Source organism: Streptomyces sp. NPDC001903 (assembly GCF_042891345.1).
In the GTDB taxonomy this organism is placed as follows: Bacteria; Actinomycetota; Actinomycetes; order Streptomycetales; family Streptomycetaceae; genus Streptomyces.
This window is the reverse complement of sequence record NZ_JBIASZ010000011.1, coordinates 82,012-100,233: the sequence shown is the minus strand read 5'-3', so window position 1 is coordinate 100,233 and position 18,222 is coordinate 82,012. Positions and strand designations below refer to the sequence as shown.

Sequence of the window (18,222 nt, the reverse complement as noted above, 5' to 3'; positions counted from 1 at the left end):
CAGGTGCTGCGGAAGTATTCATCGTCCATGAAGGGCGGAAATTCCGATGCCTCGAACCCTTTCCAGCGGAAGGGAACTGCGACTCAGCCGGCTGTCCCGCCGGAACGATGAGCGATATCTCTTCATTCCGTTGGACCATTCAGTTTCCGACGGTCCGGTCGTCAATGCCGACGAATTCGACACCCTCATGGAGTCGCTCGTCGCAGGCGGCGCCGACGCGGTGATCGTGCACAAGGGCCGCGCCCGCCACATCGCCCCCCGCCACCTGCGGGAGTGCGCGCTGATCATCCATCTGAGCGCGGGCACCTCCCGGGCCGCCGACAGCCACCAGAAGGTGCTCGTCGGCAGCGTCGAGGACGCCGTGAAGCTGGGTGCCGACGCGGTCAGCGTCCACGTCAACGTGGGCTCCGCGACCGAGGCCCAGCAACTCGCCGACCTCGGCAGCGTGGCCGCCGAGTGCGCCCGCTTCGACATGCCGCTGCTCGCGATGATCTACCCTCGCGGCCCGCGGATCAGCAATTCCCACGACCCCGAACTGCTGGCGCACGTGGTGAACATCGCCGCCGACCTCGGCGCCGACCTGGTCAAGACCTCGGCCGCCGTGCCGATGAGCGCCATGGCCGAGGTCGTGGCCGGCTGCCCGGTGCCCGTGCTCGTCGCGGGCGGCCCGGAGAACGGCCAGGACCTCGCCGTGTACGCACAGAGCGCCATCGACGCCGGCTGCGCCGGACTCGCCGTCGGCCGCCGCGTCTTCACGAGCCCCGACCCCGAAGGCCTCGTCCGGGAACTCGCCGAGACCGTCCACGCCCCGCACCCGTCCGGTCCCGTGGGGCTCCCGCTCTCCGTTTCCGAGCTCTACGACACGGCCGCCACCGTCTGACGCGGCATGACGTGACGTGGTGTGACCGCGTCCCGCTCCGCCGAGTCTCCCCTTCCACTCCTCTCCAAGGGATTCCTGTGAAATTCGCCTGGATCGACATCCGCTCCGTCGCCCCCGCCCACGTGCCCGCCGTCGTCGACGCGGCCGTCCACGCCCGGCTCGACGGCATCGTCGACTCGCGCCCCGACGTACTGGCCACCCTCCCCCCGACCGTGAAGAAGGTGCTCCTCCCGTCGGCCACCGCCGCCGCGGGCAGCTCCGAGGACGCGAAGGCCCGCAAGAACAAGGGCGCCGACGCCAAGTCCGCCGACACCCCGACGCCCTCCCCGGCGGACCTGATCGCGGTCACCGTCACCACCGACGACGAGCTCAACGACCTGCGCCTGAAGTTCCTCTCCGGCGAGAAGCAGGCGACCGCCTTCGTCGAGGTGATCGACCAGCGCACCCTCGACCTGGCGTGCGCCGCCGCGAGCGTCCTGCCGTACACCGTGGTCAAGTTCCGCGACCCGACCAAGATCCCGCTCGAGATCGTCATCGCCGCCGCCGACCGCTCCGAGGGCCAGCTGATCTGCGAGGTCACCTCCCTGGAGGAGGCCGAGATCGTCGTCGGCGTCCTGGAGAAGGGCTCCGAGGGCCTGATGATGGCCCCGAAGACCGCCGACGACGTCTTCAAGCTCGCCGAGCTGCTGGCCTCGCGGACGGCCCCGCTCGACCTGACCACACTGACCGTCGAGTCCATCGAGCACTCCGGCATGGGCGACCGGGTGTGCGTCGACACCTGCACCCACTTCGAGAAGGACGAGGGCATCCTCGTCGGCTCGTACGCGCACGGCTTCGTCCTCTGCGTCAGCGAGACCCACCCGCTGCCGTACATGCCGACCCGCCCGTTCCGCGTCAACGCCGGAGCCCTGCACTCCTACACGTACGGCGCCGACAACCGCACCAACTACCTCAGCGAGCTGCACGCGGGGGCGACCGTCCTCGGTGTCGGCGCCGACGGCCGCACCCGCCGGATCGCGGTCGGCCGGGTCAAGCTCGAGTCGCGCCCGCTGCTCACCATCAAGGCGAAGTCCCCCGAGGGCGTCGAGGTCAGCCTCACCGTCCAGGACGACTGGCACGTGCGGGTCCTCGGCCCCGGCGCCGCCGTCCTCAACGTCACCGAGCTGAAGAAGGGCGACCAGCTGCTCGGTTACACCCCGACGGACAAGCGCCACGTCGGCTGGCCCGTCGGCGAATTCTGCATCGAGAAGTGAGCTGACCGCTCGGGTGCGCCCCGCCCCCCGGGGCGCACCCGCGGCACCAACGTCCTGACATCGGAGATCTCTATGGAGAACGCGCCGCTCAAGAGCTGGATCGCGGACATGCTCCTCCGCCACCCGGAGGACACGGTCTGGGCACGGGCCCAGACGGAGGTGACCTGGGGCACGCTGCGCGCGAAGGTCACCGACCTGGAGCGCCTGTTCGAGATCCAGGGCATCAGGTCCGGTTCGACCGTCGCCGTGCAGATGGCCCCCAGCTTCACCTACCTGTGGACCGTACTCGCGCTGTGGATGCGCGGAGCCCAGGTCATCCTGATGGATCCGCGGCTCACCCGGACCGAGGTGGACCGCCTGCTCAACCTCTGCGAACCCCGCTTCATGATCAGCTCGGGCTCCTCCGGTGCGGTCCGCGTCGTCTTCCAGGACCAGTGCGAGGTCCAGGTCGAGGTCCGCCACAGCGGGCACCCGGCCGGCAACCCGCACGTGCTGCTCCAGTTCAGCTCCGGCTCCACCGGCTACCCGAAGGTCATCGGCCGCACCGCCGACTCCCTGCTCGCGGAGATCGAAAGCTTCGCGAACCTGCCGCAGATGCCGCAGGCGGGCGAGCGGGTGCTGCTCGGCAACTCGCTGACCCACTCCTTCGGACTGATCGGCGGCGTGCTCCACGCGCTCGGCGTCGGCGCCACCCTGGTGTTCCCGACCAACGCGCAGCCCCGGACCCTGCTGTCCACGCTCGCCGCATCACGGGCGAACGTCCTGTTCGGCGTTCCCTTCCACTTCGAGCTGCTCACCCGCATCACCGACACGACGCCCCTGCCCGACCTGCGGATCGCCGTGTCCGGCGGGGAGACGCTGCGCCCCGAGGTGTACCGGACCTTCCAGGAGCGGTACGGCGTACGGATCGGCCAGGCGTACGGCATGACCGAGACCGGAATCATCGCCACCGACCTGGCCGGCGTCCTCGCACCGCCCGCCGTGGGCCGCCCGGTCCCCGGCACCCGGGTCCGGGTCCGCGCCGGCGAGCTCCAGGTCCGCACCGACGTCTCGCCCTACCTGTACGCCAACGACATCGCGAGCCGCTACGCCGACGGCTGGCTGCGCACCCACGACCTGTGCACCATGGACGAGGACACCGGCGTGCTGTCCGTGCACGGCCGCACCGACTCCCTCGTGGTCATCGGCGGCCTCAAGGTGGACCTCAGCGAGGTCGAACTCGCCCTGTCCGAACACCCGAACGTCACCGAGGCCGTCGTCCTCTTCAGCGGCACCATCGAGGCGTTCGTCGGGGTCACCGGCGGGACCACCGCCCGTGAGCTCCAGGCCTGGTGCCGAGACCGGCTCAGCCACTTCAAGATCCCGCGCCGCTTCGAGCTCGCCCCGGCGATCCCCCGTACCAGCAACGGGAAGCTGGTGCGCAACCGCGAACTGCTGTTGTCCCGCATGGGCGGATCCGCAGCCCCCGCCCCGGGCCCGATCGGAGTCCGCGCGTGATCGTCACCCCCATGCTGCGCGGCTCCCTGTGCGCCAACGCCCACCCCGACGGCTGCGCCGCCCGGGTCCGCCGCGACATCGCGTACGTCCGGAGCCGGCCGCCGATCACCGGCGCCGACCGGCCGCGCTCCGTCCTCGTCATCGGCGGATCGTCCGGCCTGGGCCTCGCCGCCCGGACCGCCACGGCCTTCGGGGCCGGCGCGGCCACCCTGAACGTCTGCCAGGAGACCCCCGGCACGGCCACCCGCACCGGCACCGCCGGCTGGTACAACACGGCCGAACTGGAAGCCCGCCTGCGGCAGGCCGGCCTCTACGGGCGAACGGTCGTCGGGGACGCCTTCAGCGACGCCGTCAAGGAGCGGACGGCCCAGACCGTCCACGACGACCTCGGCCAGGTGGACCTCGTCGTCTACAGCCTGGCCGCGCCCCGGCGCACCGATCCGCAGACCGGCCAGGTCCGCCGCTCCGCCCTCAAGACGCTCGGCGCCCCCTTCACCGCCAAGACGTACGACAGCGCCACCGGCGAGGTCGGCCGCACCACCGTGGAGCCCGCCACCCCGCAGGAGATCGACGACACCGTCGCCGTCATGGGCGGCGACGACTGGCGGCGCTGGATCGACGCGCTGGGCGCGGCCGGGGTGCTCGCCCCGGACGTCACGACCGTGGCCTTCAGCTACGTCGGCAACACGCGGCTCGCCCCGACCTACCGCGCCGGCACCCTGGGCCGTGCGAAGGACCACCTGGAGGCCACCGGCCGTGCGCTCGACGCGGAGCTGCGCGGCGCGGGCGGCCGGGCGCTGACCGCCGTGATGCGGGCCATGGTCACCCAGGCCAGCTCCGTCATCCCCGCCCAGACCCTCTACACCGTCGTGCTCACCCGCGTGATGCTGGAGATGGGCCTGCAGGAAGGGCCGATCGAGCAGGCCCACCGGCTGCTCACCAAACGCCTCTACTCGGGTCTGCACGAGCGGCAGACCGTCCCGCACCCCACCACGGACGAACTCGGCCGGCTGCGCCTGGACGACCTGGAGCTGCGTCCCGACGTCCAGGCGGAGGTGGACCGCAGGCTCGCCCTGGTGGACACCGCCACCATCGGCGAACTGGGCGCGCCCTGCGTGCACCGCGCCGAGTCCCTGGCCCTCAACGGCTTCGGCCTGCCGGACGTCGACTACGCGGCCGACACCGATCCCGTACGGGATCTCGCCGACCCCCTGCGCGTGGCGGCCGGCGCACCCCGCCGGCCGGCCCGCGGCTGACCCCGCGCCCCTTCGCCACCTTCACTTCCCAAGGAGAACCGCTGTGAGCAACGACATCCGTTCCTTCGTCATCGGCATCATCGGCGAGATCGACCCCACCGTCACCGAAGCCGTCTCCGACGACCAGCCGCTCGGCCCGGGCGGCCTGGAGCTGGAGTCGCTGGCCCTGGTCGAGCTCCTCGTCCAGGTCGAGCACGAGTTCGGCGCCACGATCGCGGACGAGGACCCCGCGGCCCAGCCGACCGCCACCCTCGGCGAGTTCGTCGCGGCGGTCGCCCGGCACCGCGACGGCGCGTCCACCGAGGCACTCGCGTGATCGACACGGACGAGATCCGCCGGCTCCTCACCCAGTACCAGATCGTCCCCGGCACCTTCGAGGAACTCGACGCCGACACCCCGATCACCCTCGACTCGCTGGCCCTGGTGTGGCTCCAGCACGTCCTGGACGAGGAGCACGGCATCAGCATCGACCCCTACGGCGCCGACCTCGACTTCTTCACCTCGGCCCGCGGGATCTCCACCTACCTCGCACGCACCGGCGTCGAGGCGAACCCCGGGACGGCGGCGGAGGACGGCATCCATGCCCACTGACATCAGGGTCACCGGATACGACGCCTTCACCGCGTTCGGCGCGGGCGCCGAGGCGCTGAAGGAGGCCGTCTTCGCCGGCCGCTCCGCCTTCGCGCCCATCGAGCGATTCGACACCACGCCCTTCCGCAACACGTACGGCGCGACGTTCGGGGGTCCGGACGACGTTCCGCGGCAGCTCGAGACGCTTCTGGGCTGCGTACGCGGAGCCCTCCAGGCCGCCAAGCTGGACCCGGAGGCCGTCGAGGCCGACCGCGCGGCCGTCCTCATCGGCACGCAGGGCGACTTCACCGGCATCCACCGCTTCTGGCAGGACCGGGCGCAGGGCCGCACCCCCGACCCCGCCGACACCCACCGCAGCTTCGCCGGCGGCATCCCTGCCGCCGTGGCCGCGGAACTCGGGTTCACCGGACCGGCGCTCGCCTTCATCAACGCCTGCGTGGCCTCGGCGAGCGCGGTCATCCACGCCTGCCGGATGATCGACGCCGGCCAGGTCGACGTCGCCGTCGTCGGCGGGGTCTACCTGGTGGACGAGGAGCAGTTCGCGAAGTTCGACTCGGGCCGCACCTTCGCCCGGGACGGCCGGCTGCGCGCCTTCTCCCAAGGCCGCAGCGGCATGCTGCTCGGCGACGGCGCGGCCGCACTGGTCCTGGAGTCGCAGGAGCACGCCCTGCGGCGCGGCGCCCGCTCGCTGGCCCGCATCCCCGGCTTCGGGATGGCCGCCGACGCCCACCACGTCGTACAGCCGCACCCGAAGGGCCTCGGCATGGCCCGGGCCGTCACCCGCGCCCTGGCCAAGGCCGCCGTGGCGCCCGCCGACATCCAGTACGTCAACGCGCACGGCACCGGCACCCGGCTCAACGACCCGGCCGAGACCGCCGCCCTGCACGAGGCCTTCGGCACGCACGCCGAACAGCTCCTGGTGAGCTCCACCAAGAGCATGACCGGCCACATGCTCGAGGCCACCGGCGCGGTCGAACTCGCCATCTCCCTGATGGCCCTGGAGGAGCAGACCGTACCGCCCACCGCCGGGTACGACGGGGCCGACCCGGAATGCGACCTGGACTACGTACCCGACGAGCCGCGACGGGCCCGCCTCCGGCGGGTCCTCTCGCTCAACGCCGGCTTCGGAGGCCTGAACACCGCGATCATCCTGGAGCAGCCGTGACCGCAACGCTCACCCCCCGGGTCGTCGCGGCCGCCCGGGTCTCCCCGCACACCGAGGACGTCGCACTCCCCGGGGTGCCCGGGTTCGTGGTGTCCTCCTTCAACCCGCTGGTCCGCGAGACCGTGCGGCGCTGCCTCGGCGAGCCGGGCACCCTCGCGGCCCCGAACCGGCTCACCGGCCCGTACCCCGACTCGACGGCGATCGTGCTGGCCACCGTGGCCGGCGACGCGACCACCTCCGACGTGGCCAGCCAGAAGCTGGTCAGCGGCCGGGTGCACAACCCCCTGCTGTTCTTCCAGTCGGTCACCACGTCGATCCTGGGCCACCTGACCATCGAGTACGGGATCACCGGACCGGTCTCGTGCATCGCCGCCGACAGCGGCGTCGGCGAACAGGCACTGGACGCGGCCGAACTCCTCCTGAGGGACGAGGACATCGACCAGGTGCTGGTGATCGCGGTCGAACTGGCCGTCAACCCGCGCACCGAGGCCGCGTTCGGACACCTGGCGGCGCAGGGGGGCACCGCCCGCCCCCCGGAGGGCGACCTCGCCGTGGCCCTGCTGCTGCGCCGCCCCGGCGAAGGGGCGGGCACCGAACTCTGCCCCGGTCGCCCGGGACCCGAAGGCACCGGCCACCTGCGCGCGCTGGCCGCGCTGGCGGACCGCACACCTCGTCCCTGAGGAAGAGAGAACGAGTCATGAACCGATCACTGGCCGAACTGATGGCCGACATGCCGCCCGAGATGGTGGCGGAGCAGCTGATCCACAAGCTCGGCATCGAGATCACCGAGTGGTCCCGCGAACGGGTGGTCGCCACCATGCCCGTGTCCGGCAACCGCCAGCCCTTCGGCCTGCTGCACGGCGGCGCCAGCGCCGCACTCGCCGAGACCCTCGGCTCGCTGGCCGCCGGCGCCCACGTCGCACCCGACGGGATGCTCGTCGGACTGGAGCTGAACGTCACGCACCACCGGGCGGCCCGCGCGGGCATCGTGACCGGGGTCTGCGAGCCGCTGCACCAGGGCTCGCAGGTCGGCACGTACCAGGTGTCGATCCGCGACGACCACGACCGCCTGGTCTGCTCCGCACGCCTGACCTGTCTGCTGCGCAAGCGGCCGGGGCGCTGAGCGATGACGCCCGAGGAGTACGGGGTGCTCGGCGGCACCGCGAAGGTCACCGACGCCGCGTGCGAGCGGTTCAACACCGTGCTGGCCTCGGCCCGCACGGCGGGCCCCGCCGCCCCCGCCGGGGCCGGGACCGCCGCCCACCGCGAGGACGGGCCCCCGGTCGGACTGCTCGCCGCCTTGGCGCTCCAGGCCGGCGAACTGCTGCTGGTCCGCGCCGTCGGACGCCGCGGGATGGTCGCCCTGCACGGGATGCAGAAGCTGCGCCTGCTGCGGCGGCCGCGGACCGGCGGCGAGCTCACCTCCACGGCCGCCGTCCGGTCGGTCAAGGCCCTCGGCGCGGGCACCGCCACCGAGGTCGTCGTCTCGTTCGCCGACGAGAACGGCAACGCCGTCGCGGAGTCCACCTCCCTGCTGGTGCACAGCCCCCCGCTGTCCGCGCCGCTCCCCTCGCCCGCCCCCGCGGCGGCCGCGGGGGACCCCGCGCGCACCACCGCGTACGGGATCACCCGGGAGCTGGTCGCCGCGTACGCGGCCGCCTCCGGTGACCACAACCCGATCCACCTGTCGCCCGAAGCCGCCCGCTCCGCGGGGTTCGACGAGGTCATCGCCCACGGCATGCTCACCTTCGCCCTGGCCGGCCGACACCTCGCCGACCGGCTGGGCGAGGACCGGATCGGCGAACTCCAGCTGCGCTTCAACCGCCCGCTGGCCGTCCCGGCCGCCGGCGCCGAGCTCTTCATCACCGACCGCACCGCGGCCAACGGCGCCCTGGTCCTCACGGCCACCGACGGTGCCGGCACGCCCGTCGCCACCGGGAGGGCGGCCCTGCTCCCGCCCCCAACCGACCGAGGAACCCACCGTGCCTGACGACGACATCCCGATGGTCCAACTGCTCAGCCCCGACGGCGAGCGCGTCACCCACCCCGATTTCGACCTCGAGATCTCGGCGGAGGAGGTCCGCGCCCTCTACCGGGACCTGGTACTCGTCCGCCGCTTCGACGGGGAGGCCGCCGCCCTCCAACGCCAGGGCGAACTCGGCCTGTGGACCTCGTCGCTCGGCCAGGAGGCCGCGCAGGTCGGCTCCGGGCGGGCCATGCTCCCCGGCGACTACGCCTTCCCGACCTTCCGGGAGCACGGCGTCGCCTGGTGCCGCGGCGTCGACCCGGTCAACCTCATGGGCATGTTCCGCGGCGTCAACCACGGCGGGTGGAACCCCGACGAGAAGAACTTTCACCTCTACACGATCGTCATCGGCGCGCAGACCCTGCACGCGACCGGGTACGCCATGGGCATCGGCAAGGACGGCGCGGACGACGCCGTCATCGCCTACTTCGGCGACGGCGCGAGCAGCCAGGGCGACGTCAGCGAGGCGTTCACCTTCGCCTCCGTCTTCGACGCGCCCGTGGTCTTCTTCTGCCAGAACAACCAGTGGGCGATCTCCGAGCCCACCGAGCGGCAGAGCCGCGTCCCGCTCCACCGCCGGGCCGCCGGCTTCGGCTTCCCCGGGATACGCGTCGACGGCAACGACGTCCTGGCCTGCCTCGCGGTCACCCGGTGGGCCCTGGACCGAGCCCGCCAGGGCTCGGGACCGGTGCTCGTCGAGGCGTTCACCTACCGGATGGGCGCCCACAGCACCTCCGACGACCCCGGCCGCTACCGCCCTCCGGGCGAAATGGAGGCCTGGCGGCGCCGGGACCCCGTCGACAGGGTCCGCGCGTACCTGCTCCGCGAGGGATGGGCCGATCAGGCCTTCCTCGATGCCGTCGAGGAGGAGAGCGACCGGCTGGCCCGGCACGTGCGCACCAGCGTCCGCGAGATGCCCGACCCCGACACCGGGGCGATCTTCCGCCACGTCTACGCCGGACCGCACCCGCTGGTCGACGAGGAGCGGGCCGCCTACGAAGCCTACGCCGCAGGCTTCGCCGAGGAGACCGGGGAAGCCGCATGACCAGGGCCACCATCGTGCAAGCGCTCAACTCCGCGCTGCGGGCCTCCCTGGAGGCCGACCCGAAGACCCTCGTCATGGGCGAGGACGTCGGCCGCCTCGGCGGCGTCTTCCGGGTGACCGAAGGACTGCACAAGGACTTCGGCGAGGACCGGGTCTTCGACACCCCGCTCGCCGAGTCCGGCATCGTCGGCACCGCGATCGGCCTCGCCCTGCGCGGCTACCGGCCGGTCCTGGAGATCCAGTTCGACGGGTTCGTCTACCCGGCGTTCGACCAGATCGTCAGCCAGCTCGCGAAGATGCACGCCCGCGCCCTGGGCCACATCAAGCTGCCCGTCACCATCCGCATCCCGTACGCGGGCGGCATCGGCGCGGTCGAGCACCACAGCGAGTCCCATGAAGCCCTGTTCGCCCACACCGCCGGCCTGCGCGTGGTCACCCCCTCGAACAGCAGTGACGCGTACTGGATGCTGCGCCAGGCCATCGCCGACGACGACCCGGTCGTCTTCCTGGAACCCAAGCGCCGCTACTGGGACAAGGGCGAGCTGGACACCGGCGGACCCGCGCCCCGCGCCCTGCACGAGGCCGCGGTGGTGCGCCCCGGCCGGGACCTGACGCTGCTCGCCTACGGCCCGATGGTCAAGGTCTGCCTGGACGCGGCCGCCGCCGCCCAGGCCGAGGGCCGCAGCCTGGAGGTCGTCGACCTGCGCTCGCTGTCGCCCGTCGACTTCACCACCCTCCAGCGTTCGATCGAGCGGACCCGGCGGGCGGTCGTCGTACACGAGGCCCCCGTCTTCCTGGGCATGGGCGCCGAGCTGGCCGCCCGGCTCCACGAGCGCTGCTTCTACAGCCTGGAGGCCCCGATCCTGCGGGTCGGCGGCTTCCACGCGCCCTACCCGCCCTCCCGGGTGGAGGACGCCTACCTGCCGGACCTGGACCGGGTGCTCGACGCCGTCGACCGCGCCCTGACGTACTGAGAGCGTGAAGGAAAACCGGATGACCGTGCTGACGTTCAAGATGCCCGATGTCGGCGAGGGGCTCGTCGAAGCCGAGATCCTCGCCTGGCACGTCGCGCCCGGCGACACGGTGACCGACGGGCAGCTGATCTGCGAGGTGGAGACGGCGAAGGCCGCCGTGGAGCTCCCCGTCCCCTACGACGGGGTCGTCGCGGAGATCTTCCATCCGGCCGGCGCCACCGTCGCGGTGGGTGAGCCGATCATCTCCGTCAGTCCGGCCGCCGCCGCACCCGCCGAACGGCAGGAGGTCCTGGTCGGCTACGGGCCCCGTACGGACGCCGCCGCACCGCGCCGCCGCCGGAGCGCAGCCCCGGCCGTGGCCCCGGCCGCCCCGGCCGCCCCGGCCGCCGCGCCGCGGGCCGCGGCCCCGGGCGAGGACCCGCGCCCCCGCGCCAAGCCACCCGTCCGCAAGCTGGCCAAGGACCTCGGCGTCGACCTCTCCCTGGTGCCGCGCCCGGACCCGAGCGCCGTGATCACCCGCGAGGACGTGCTGGCGGCCTCCACCGCGCGGCAGGCGCCGCCGGCCACCCCGCCCGCGGAGGTGCGCATACCGGTCCGCGGCGTCCGCAAGGCGACGGCCCAGGCCATGGTCGCCTCGGCCTTCACCGCACCCCACGTCACGGAGTTCCTCGAAGTCGACGTCACCCGGACGATGAAGCTCGTACGCCGGCTGAAGAAGAGCGGCGAACTGGGCGAGGTCCCCGTCAGCCCGTTGCTGATGGTCGCCGCCGCCTACCTCACCGCGATCCGGCGCCACCCCGAGATCAACGCCTCCTGGGACGAGCCGAACCAGGAGATCGTGCTGAAGGAAGCGGTCAACCTCGGCATCGCGGCGGCCACCACCCGCGGCCTCGTCGTCCCGAACATCAAGGACGCCGGACGGCTCACGCTGGCCGGGCTCGCCGGGGCGCTCCAGACGCTGATCACCACCGCCCGGGAGGGCAGGTCCACACCCGCGGACCTCCGCGGCGGGACCACGACCATCACCAACATCGGCGTACTCGGCGTCGACACGGGCACCCCGCTGCTCAATCCGGGCGAGGCCGCGATCCTCGCCTTCGGCGCCGTACGCCCGAAGCCGTGGGTCCACAAGGGCACGCTCGCCGTCCGCGACGTCACCACCCTCGCCCTGTCCTTCGACCACCGGCTGGTGGACGGAGAACTGGGCTCGAAGGTCCTGGCCGACACCGCGGCCGTGCTGGAGCAGCCCCGGCGCCTCATGCTCTGGCGGTAGCCGTGGCGGGGGGGGGGGGGGGGGGGGGGCAGCCCCCCCCCCCCCCCCCCCGCCCCCCCGGGGGGGGGGGGGCCCCCGCGCCACACCCCCCCCCCCCCCCCCCGCCCCCCCCCCCCCCCCCCCCCCCCCCCCCCCCCCCCGCCCCCCCCCCCGCGGGGGCGGCCCCCCCCCCCCGCGCCCCCCGCCGGGGGGGGGGGGGGGGGGGGGCCCCCCCCCCCCCCCCGCCGCTGATGCCGGATCAGGCGTCGACCTTCTCCATGACCTCGTCCGAGACGTCGAAGTTGGCGAAGACGTTCTGCACGTCGTCGCTGTCCTCGAGCGCGTCGATCAGCTTGAAGATCTTGCGCGCGCCCTCCTCGTCCAGCTCGACCTGCATGGTCGGTAGGAAGTTGGAGTCGGCCGAGTCGTAGTCGATGCCCGCCTGCTGGAGCGCGGTGCGGACCGCGACCATGTCGGTGGCCTCGCTGATGATCTCGAAGCTGTCGCCGAGGTCGTTGACCTCTTCGGCACCCGCCTCGAGCACCGTCTCCAGGACGTCGTCCTCGGAGAGCTCGCCCTTGGGCAGCAGGACGACGCCCTTGCGGTTGAACAGGTACGAGACCGAGCCCGGGTCGGCCATGGAGCCGCCGTTGCGGGTCATGGCCACGCGCACGTCGGAGGCGGCGCGGTTGCGGTTGTCGGTGAGGCACTCGATGAGCACCGCGACACCGTTCGGGCCGTAGCCTTCGTACATGATCGTCTCGTAGTCGGCGCCGCCGGCCTCGAGACCGCCGCCGCGCTTGACCGCGGAGTCGATGTTCTTGTTCGGGACCGAGCTCTTCTTGGCCTTCTGGATGGCGTCGAAGAGGGTCGGGTTGCCGTCGATGTCGGCGCCGCCCATACGCGCCGCGACCTCGATGTTCTTGATCAGCTTCGCGAAGAGCTTGCCGCGCTTGGCATCGATCACGGCCTTCTTGTGCTTCGTCGTAGCCCATTTAGAGTGGCCGGACATCCGCCTGTCTCCTTCGCGTAACCAACAGTGTGCACCTCAGATCCTACCGGGACCTGTTTACAGCCCAGCGCGCACCATGTCGACGAAGTACGCGTGGACCCGGTCGTCTCCGGTCAGCTCCGGGTGGAACGAGGTGGCGAGGACGTTGCCCTGGCGCACGGCGACCGTGTGGCCGTCGTACGTGGCGAGCACCTCGGCGGCGGCGCCGACCGACTCCACCCACGGGGCGCGGATGAAGACCCCCTCGACGGGGCCTCCCGCTATGCCCGCGAAGTCGATCTTCGCCTCGAAGGACTCGTTCTGCCGGCCGAAGGCGTTGCGGCGCACGATCATGTCGATGCCGCCCAGGGTCTCCTGGTCGTCACGGCCGTCGAGCAGCTTGTCGGCGAGCATGATCATGCCGGCGCAGGTGCCGTAGACCGGCATGCCGGCCTTCACTCGTTCGCGCAGCGGCTCCAGCATGCCGAACAGGACGGCGAGCTTCGACATCGTCGTGGACTCGCCGCCGGGGATCACCAGGGCGTCGACCTCGGCGAGCTCCTCGGGGCGCCGGACCGGCCTGGCCACGGCGTCCGCCGCGGCCAGGGCGATCAGGTGCTCCCGTACGTCGCCCTGGAGGGCCAGGACACCGATGACGGGGTTGGTCATGACTACCAGCCGCGGTTGGCGTAGCGCTCGGCCTCGGGGAGGGTGTCGCAGTTGATGCCGACCATGGCCTCGCCCAGGTTGCGGGAGGCGTCCGCGATGATCTTCGGGTCGTCGTAGAAGGTGGTGGCCTTCACGATGGCGGCGGCGCGCTTGGCCGGGTCGCCCGACTTGAAGATGCCGGAGCCGACGAAGACGCCCTCGGCGCCGAGCTGGCGCATGAGCGCGGCGTCGGCCGGGGTGGCGACGCCACCGGCGGAGAACAGCACGACCGGGAGCTTGCCGAGCTCGGCGACCTCCTTGACGAGCTCGTACGGGGCGCGCAGCTCCTTGGCGGCGGCGTACAGCTCGTTGTTGTCGAAGCCGCGCAGCTTGGCGATCTCGTTCTTGATCTGGCGCAGGTGGCGGACGGCCTCGACGACGTTGCCGGTGCCGGCCTCGCCCTTCGAACGGATCATGGCCGCGCCCTCGGCGATGCGGCGCAGGGCCTCGCCCAGGTTGGTGGCACCGCAGACGAAGGGGGTGGTGAACGCCCACTTGTCGGAGTGGTTGACCTCGTCGGCCGGGGTCAGGACCTCGGACTCGTCGATGTAGTCGACGCCGAGGGACTGCAGGACCTGGGCCTCGACGAAGTGGCCGATGCGGGACTTGGCCATGACGGGGATGGAGACGGCCTCGATGATCTCTTCGATCATGTTCGGGTCCGACATGCGCGCGACGCCGCCGTCCTTGCGGATGTCGGCGGGGACCCGCTCCAGGGCCATGACGGCAACGGCGCCGGCGTCCTCGGCGATCTTCGCCTGCTCGGCGTTGACCACGTCCATGATCACGCCGCCCTTGAGCTGCTCGGCCATGCCGCGCTTGACGCGGGAGGTGCCGATCGCGGACTCAGCGGACTGCGGGGTGGAGGGAAGCGTGCTCACGGATTGACCTCACTCGAAGGGAAGACGGGTGCTGCGGTGGTACCGCGCCCAGGGCGGCGGTGCTGCCGAGCCGAGCAAACCGCCCCGGACCAGTCCACCGCAAGGGCCAATGAGGAGCCGGTGGCCCCTTTCGACTTGGCCTTTGGGTACAACTGGGGGCGACTGGTTCCGCTACGGCCGGTCGGCAAGATCCACCGGAGGCTCGTCGTCCATTTCGAAGGCGAGCGGGAAGGGGGCGTGGCCCGCCAGCCGGAACCAGCGCACCTTGCGGTGCCGGCGCAGCGCGCGGGCGGCCCGTACGGCGTCGTTGTGGAAGCGCCGCGCCATGGGCACCCGGCGGACGGCCGCGGCCAGCTCCTCCGCGGCCGCCTCGCCACCGGGGGCGGCCTTGAGCAGGTCGACCTGGGCGGCGTCGGCGAACACCGCCCGCAGCGCCTGGCTGAGCTCGCTCTCGGCGACCTCGCGGTGCTCCTCCTCGGCCTGCCGGGCGCCGTGGGCGGCCTCGTACAGGACGATCGAGGAGGCGGGGTCGAGCACTCCGGAGGTGGCCACTTCGAGCACCACGGAGGCGCGCCGTACGAGCTGCGCGTCGAGGGCGGCGCGGGCGGCGTCCATCCGCGAGTGCAGCCGGTCCAGCCGTCCGGCGGTCCAGCTGAGGTAGACCCCGATGACGCCGAGCGCCAGGGCGGTCCAGACAAGGGTTTCGATCACGGCCCGCGACACTACCCCGTGACGCGGGCCGGGACGGATTCCGGGTGGGGCGTCAGGACGGGTCCCGGGTCAGGCCCAGGCGGGTGCGCAGGCGGACGCGCTCGTCGGTGGCCACCGCCGCCGCGCCGTCCGTCACCGTCTCGTAGACCGCGAGGATGTCCGCCCCGACCGTCGACCAGTCGAAGCGGCGTACGTGCGCGGAGCCGCGGGCGCTCAGCTCCGCGCGTCGCTGCGGGTCGCGCAGGAGGGCCACGGCGCCCGCGGCCAGCGCGTCGGCGTCCTCGTTGGCGAACAGCTCCCCCGCCGCCCCCTGGTCCAGTACCTGCGCGAAGGCGTCCAGGTCGGACGCCAGCACCGCGGCCCCCGCCGACAGCGCCTCGACCAGGATGATGCCGAAGCTCTCGCCGCCCGTGTTCGGGGCCACGTAGACGTCGACGCTGCGCAGCAGCCGCGCCTTGTCCTCGTCCGAGACCATGCCGAGGAACTCCACCCGCGCGCGCAGCGCGGCGGGCAGGGAGGCCACGGCCTCCTCCTCGTCGCCGCGGCCCGCCACGAGGAGCCGTACGTCCGGGCAGGCCTCCACGATCTTGGGGAAGGCCGCCATGAGGACCGGCAGGCCCTTGCGGGGCTCGTCGATCCGGCCGATGAAGCCGAGGGTCGCCCCGGACCATGCGGGGTTCGGCTCGGCCTTGGCGAAGAAGTCCACGTCGACGCCGTTGGGGATCACGACCGCGTCGCCGCCCAGGTGCTCCACGAGCGTGCGGCGCGCGTACTCGCTCACCGCGATCCGCGCGCTGATCTTCTCCAGTGCCGGCTGGAGGATCGGGTACGCGGCGATCATGGCCCGCGAGCGCGGGTTCGAGGTGTGGAAGGTGGCCACGATCGGCCCCTGCGCCGCCCAGCAGGACAGCAGTCCCAGCGAGGGCGAGGCCGGCTCGTGGATGTGGATCACGTCGAAGACGCCGTCGTGCAGCCAGCGCCGCACCCGCGCCGCCGACAGGAAGCCGAAGTTGAGCCGGGCGACCGACCCGTTGTACGGCACCGGCACCGCCCGTCCCGCCGAGACCACGTACGGCGGCAGCGGGGTCTCGTCGTCCGCCGGGGCCAGCACCGACACCTCGTGGCCGAGGCGGATCAGGTGCTCCGCCAGGTCCCGGATGTGGAACTGGACCCCGCCCGGTACGTCCCAGGAGTACGGGCACACGATGCCGATCTTCACTACGCGCGCTCCTCCAGGTCGTCCAGCCACAGCCGCTGCAGCATGTGCCAGTCCTCCGGGTGCTCGGCGATCCCCTCGGCGAAGGCGTCGGCCACCGCCTGGGTCATGACGGCCGTCTTCTCGGTCCGGGTCCCGCTCCGGGGCACCGGCACCTCGGGATGGATCCGGCCGTACATCTTGGGCGTGTCCCCGTAGTGCAGGGTCGCCGGGAGCAGCACCGCCCCCGTCTGCTGCGCCAGCAGCGCCGGTCCGGCCGGCATGCGCGCCGGCGAACCGAAGAAGTCCACCTCGACCCCGGTGGCCGACAGGTCGCGGTCCGCCACCAGGCAGACCAGGCCACCGGAGCGGAGCCGGCGGGCCAGGGTGCCGAAGGCCGCGCCGCCGCTGTGGGGCAGCACCTCCATGCCCAGGCTCTCCCGGTAGGCCACGAAGCGGTCGTAGAGGCTCTCCGGCTTGAGCCGCTCCGCCACCGTGGTGAACGGGACGCCGACGTGGCCGATGGCCCACGCGCCGGCGAGGTCCCAGTTGGCCAGGTGCGGCAGGGCCACGACGACCCCGCGCCCGGAGGCGAGTGCCTCGCGCAGCAGGTGCTCGTCCTTGAACTCGACGTCGGTGCCGAAGCGCCCGGGGTCCATGGTCGGCAGCCGGAAGGATTCCATCCAGTAGCGCATGTACGAGCGCATGCCGGCCTTCGAGAGCTCCCGCAGCCGCTCGGGCCCGGCGTCCGGCACGACGCGGGCCAGGTTCGACTCCAGCCGCAGCACGCTCTTGCCGCGCTTCTTCCACGCGTAGTCGGCGATCCGGCGCCCGAGGGCAACCGCGGCCGGCTCCGGCAGCTTCTTCACACCGGCCCAGCCGAGCCCGTAGACCCCGTCGACCAGCTTGTCCTGCACCCGGCCGGCCATCAGGCCGCGCCCCCCTCGGCCACGGCGGCCGCGGCGTCGGCCTCCGCCGCCTCACGGCGTACGGTGACCACCCGCTGGATCAGCGTGACCAGCGAGCCCACCGCGACGACCCACAGCGCGATCGGCAGCAGCACCCCGATCCACGAGGGCACCCCGAAGGTCTGCAGCCCGGACAGGCCCGCCGCGACCAGCGAGATCACCAGCCGCTCGGCGCGCTCGATGAGCCCGTTGACGGCCACCGGCAGTCCGATCGACTCGCCGCGGGCCTTCGTGTACGAGACCACCTGGCCGCTGGCCAGGCAGAAGATCGCCACCGCGCACAGCACGTTGTCGTTGCCGTTGCCCGCGTACCAGAGCGCGAGGCCGCCGAAGATGGCCGCGTCGGCCACCCGGTCGAGCGTGGAGTCGAGGAAGGCGCCCCAGCGGCTCGAGACGCCCGCCTGGCGGGCCATGTTCCCGTCCACCAGGTCGGAGAAGACGAACAGGGTGATGGTGATGGTGCCCCAGAAGAACTCGCCGCGGGGGAAGAAGACCAGCGCTCCCGCCACCACTCCGGCCGTGCCGATCAGGGTGACCGCGTCCGGGCTCACCCCCCGCCGGAGGAGGAACGCGGCGAATGGCGTGAGAACACGCGTGAAGAATGCACGCGCGTACTTGTTCAGCATGGCCTTCCCGGAGGGTCGCTGGGCCGCACGGCCACATCGGCCACCGGCTGGCCCATCGTAGCCAGCGCCCCGGGCCCCCGGCGCCGCGCACCCACCGGTTCGGGCCGGGCAATCACCGGCCCGTGCCCGCGCCGCCCTCCGGACAGGGCGGGGTACTACGTATGGACGCAGTGTGACGCCGGTGCAAAGCTCGAAGGACCCCG

At 72.5% G+C, this 18,222-nt stretch carries 20 protein-coding genes; 13 read left to right on the top strand and 7 right to left on the bottom strand.

Features of this window, described 5'->3' with window-relative positions:
- Positions 1 to 46: 46 nt before the first annotated feature.
- The 13 genes from ACFYZS_RS24085 (at position 47) to ACFYZS_RS24025 (ending at position 11,960) form a co-directional block, all read left to right on the top strand.
- Positions 47 to 880, top strand: a complete 834-nt coding sequence (locus ACFYZS_RS24085; protein ID WP_389016105.1) for a 2-amino-3,7-dideoxy-D-threo-hept-6-ulosonate synthase — start codon at positions 47 to 49, stop codon at positions 878 to 880.
- A gap of 77 nt (positions 881 to 957) precedes the next feature.
- Complete coding sequence (locus ACFYZS_RS24080) at positions 958 to 2,133, top strand: 3-dehydroquinate synthase II family protein (RefSeq protein ID WP_389016102.1); 1,176 nt, start codon at positions 958 to 960, stop codon at positions 2,131 to 2,133.
- Between the two features lie 72 nt (positions 2,134 to 2,205).
- The gene (locus ACFYZS_RS24075; protein WP_389016099.1) at positions 2,206 to 3,630 is read left to right on the top strand and encodes a class I adenylate-forming enzyme family protein; all 1,425 of its coding nucleotides are present in this window, start codon (positions 2,206 to 2,208) and stop codon (positions 3,628 to 3,630) included.
- Positions 3,627 to 4,886: an enoyl-ACP reductase FabV gene (gene fabV, locus ACFYZS_RS24070; protein WP_389016096.1), complete on the top strand. Its 1,260-nt coding sequence runs from the start codon at positions 3,627 to 3,629 to the stop codon at positions 4,884 to 4,886. The genes ACFYZS_RS24075 and fabV overlap by 4 nt, the downstream gene beginning before the upstream one ends.
- A gap of 43 nt (positions 4,887 to 4,929) precedes the next feature.
- Complete coding sequence (locus tag ACFYZS_RS24065; protein ID WP_389016093.1) at positions 4,930 to 5,202, top strand: acyl carrier protein; 273 nt, start codon at positions 4,930 to 4,932, stop codon at positions 5,200 to 5,202.
- The gene (locus tag ACFYZS_RS24060; protein WP_389016090.1) at positions 5,199 to 5,477 is read left to right on the top strand and encodes a hypothetical protein; all 279 of its coding nucleotides are present in this window, start codon (positions 5,199 to 5,201) and stop codon (positions 5,475 to 5,477) included. The genes ACFYZS_RS24065 and ACFYZS_RS24060 overlap by 4 nt, the downstream gene beginning before the upstream one ends.
- On the top strand, positions 5,467 to 6,642 hold the full coding sequence (locus tag ACFYZS_RS24055; protein ID WP_389016086.1) for a beta-ketoacyl-[acyl-carrier-protein] synthase family protein: 1,176 nt from the start codon (positions 5,467 to 5,469) through the stop codon (positions 6,640 to 6,642). Before ACFYZS_RS24060 ends, ACFYZS_RS24055 begins: the two co-directional genes overlap by 11 nt.
- Positions 6,639 to 7,322 (top strand): beta-ketoacyl synthase N-terminal-like domain-containing protein, encoded by a 684-nt coding sequence (locus ACFYZS_RS24050; RefSeq protein WP_389016083.1) that lies wholly within the window; start codon positions 6,639 to 6,641, stop codon positions 7,320 to 7,322. Before ACFYZS_RS24055 ends, ACFYZS_RS24050 begins: the two co-directional genes overlap by 4 nt.
- 17 nt (positions 7,323 to 7,339) lie before the next feature.
- The gene (locus ACFYZS_RS24045; RefSeq protein WP_123518048.1) at positions 7,340 to 7,765 is read left to right on the top strand and encodes a PaaI family thioesterase; all 426 of its coding nucleotides are present in this window, start codon (positions 7,340 to 7,342) and stop codon (positions 7,763 to 7,765) included.
- Between the two features lie 3 nt (positions 7,766 to 7,768).
- Entirely contained in the window at positions 7,769 to 8,632 is an 864-nt protein-coding gene (locus ACFYZS_RS24040) for a MaoC family dehydratase (protein ID WP_389016080.1), read from the top strand.
- Positions 8,625 to 9,713: a pyruvate dehydrogenase (acetyl-transferring) E1 component subunit alpha gene (gene pdhA / locus ACFYZS_RS24035; protein ID WP_389016077.1), complete on the top strand. Its 1,089-nt coding sequence runs from the start codon at positions 8,625 to 8,627 to the stop codon at positions 9,711 to 9,713. Before ACFYZS_RS24040 ends, pdhA begins: the two co-directional genes overlap by 8 nt.
- Positions 9,710 to 10,687, top strand: a complete 978-nt coding sequence (locus ACFYZS_RS24030) for an alpha-ketoacid dehydrogenase subunit beta (RefSeq protein WP_389016075.1) — start codon at positions 9,710 to 9,712, stop codon at positions 10,685 to 10,687. Before pdhA ends, ACFYZS_RS24030 begins: the two co-directional genes overlap by 4 nt.
- A 19-nt stretch (positions 10,688 to 10,706) precedes the next feature.
- Positions 10,707 to 11,960, top strand: coding sequence for a dihydrolipoamide acetyltransferase family protein (locus ACFYZS_RS24025; protein ID WP_389016072.1), 1,254 nt, complete (start codon positions 10,707 to 10,709; stop codon positions 11,958 to 11,960).
- Positions 11,961 to 12,198: 238 nt separating this feature from the next.
- On the opposite strand, the gene ACFYZS_RS24020 is transcribed toward ACFYZS_RS24025, so the two are convergent.
- From ACFYZS_RS24020 to pgsA, 7 genes are all read right to left on the bottom strand, one after another.
- The gene (locus ACFYZS_RS24020; protein WP_053786045.1) at positions 12,199 to 12,951 is read right to left on the bottom strand and encodes a YebC/PmpR family DNA-binding transcriptional regulator; all 753 of its coding nucleotides are present in this window, start codon (positions 12,949 to 12,951) and stop codon (positions 12,199 to 12,201) included.
- Positions 12,952 to 13,008: 57 nt separating this feature from the next.
- Positions 13,009 to 13,599 carry a pyridoxal 5'-phosphate synthase glutaminase subunit PdxT gene (gene pdxT, locus ACFYZS_RS24015; protein ID WP_389016068.1) on the bottom strand — a complete coding sequence of 197 codons (591 nt, stop codon included), beginning with the start codon at positions 13,597 to 13,599 and terminating at the stop codon, positions 13,009 to 13,011.
- A 2-nt stretch (positions 13,600 to 13,601) separates the two neighbouring features.
- Positions 13,602 to 14,519, bottom strand: a complete 918-nt coding sequence (gene pdxS / locus ACFYZS_RS24010) for a pyridoxal 5'-phosphate synthase lyase subunit PdxS (protein ID WP_030157377.1) — start codon at positions 14,517 to 14,519, stop codon at positions 13,602 to 13,604.
- Between the two features lie 171 nt (positions 14,520 to 14,690).
- Entirely contained in the window at positions 14,691 to 15,230 is a 540-nt protein-coding gene (locus ACFYZS_RS24005) for a hypothetical protein (RefSeq protein ID WP_384703393.1), read from the bottom strand.
- Positions 15,231 to 15,282: 52 nt separating this feature from the next.
- Positions 15,283 to 16,449: a glycosyltransferase family 4 protein gene (locus ACFYZS_RS24000; protein WP_389016065.1), complete on the bottom strand. Its 1,167-nt coding sequence runs from the start codon at positions 16,447 to 16,449 to the stop codon at positions 15,283 to 15,285.
- The gene (locus ACFYZS_RS23995) at positions 16,449 to 17,354 is read right to left on the bottom strand and encodes a phosphatidylinositol mannoside acyltransferase (protein WP_389016062.1); all 906 of its coding nucleotides are present in this window, start codon (positions 17,352 to 17,354) and stop codon (positions 16,449 to 16,451) included. Before ACFYZS_RS23995 ends, ACFYZS_RS24000 begins: the two co-directional genes overlap by 1 nt.
- Positions 17,354 to 18,019: a phosphatidylinositol phosphate synthase gene (pgsA, locus tag ACFYZS_RS23990; protein WP_359166250.1), complete on the bottom strand. Its 666-nt coding sequence runs from the start codon at positions 18,017 to 18,019 to the stop codon at positions 17,354 to 17,356. Before pgsA ends, ACFYZS_RS23995 begins: the two co-directional genes overlap by 1 nt.
- Positions 18,020 to 18,222: the final 203 nt, after the last annotated feature.

Bases quoted from the DNA above. Each gene is read 5' to 3' on its own strand.
- ACFYZS_RS24085 (WP_389016105.1), top strand. From the start codon at position 47: ATGCCTCGAACCCTTTCCAGCGGAAGGGAACTGCGACTCAGCCGGCTG.
- ACFYZS_RS24075 (WP_389016099.1), top strand. From the start codon at position 2,206: ATGGAGAACGCGCCGCTCAAGAGCTGGATCGCGGACATGCTCCTCCGC.
- ACFYZS_RS24055 (WP_389016086.1), top strand. From the start codon at position 5,467: ATGCCCACTGACATCAGGGTCACCGGATACGACGCCTTCACCGCGTTC.
- ACFYZS_RS24045 (WP_123518048.1), top strand. From the start codon at position 7,340: ATGAACCGATCACTGGCCGAACTGATGGCCGACATGCCGCCCGAGATG.
- ACFYZS_RS24040 (WP_389016080.1), top strand. From the start codon at position 7,769: ATGACGCCCGAGGAGTACGGGGTGCTCGGCGGCACCGCGAAGGTCACC.
- ACFYZS_RS24030 (WP_389016075.1), top strand. From the start codon at position 9,710: ATGACCAGGGCCACCATCGTGCAAGCGCTCAACTCCGCGCTGCGGGCC.
- ACFYZS_RS24025 (WP_389016072.1), top strand. From the start codon at position 10,707: ATGACCGTGCTGACGTTCAAGATGCCCGATGTCGGCGAGGGGCTCGTC.
- ACFYZS_RS24020 (WP_053786045.1), bottom strand. From the start codon at position 12,951: ATGTCCGGCCACTCTAAATGGGCTACGACGAAGCACAAGAAGGCCGTG.
- pdxT (WP_389016068.1), bottom strand. From the start codon at position 13,599: ATGACCAACCCCGTCATCGGTGTCCTGGCCCTCCAGGGCGACGTACGG.
- ACFYZS_RS23995 (WP_389016062.1), bottom strand. From the start codon at position 17,354: ATGGCCGGCCGGGTGCAGGACAAGCTGGTCGACGGGGTCTACGGGCTC.
- pgsA (WP_359166250.1), bottom strand. From the start codon at position 18,019: ATGCTGAACAAGTACGCGCGTGCATTCTTCACGCGTGTTCTCACGCCA.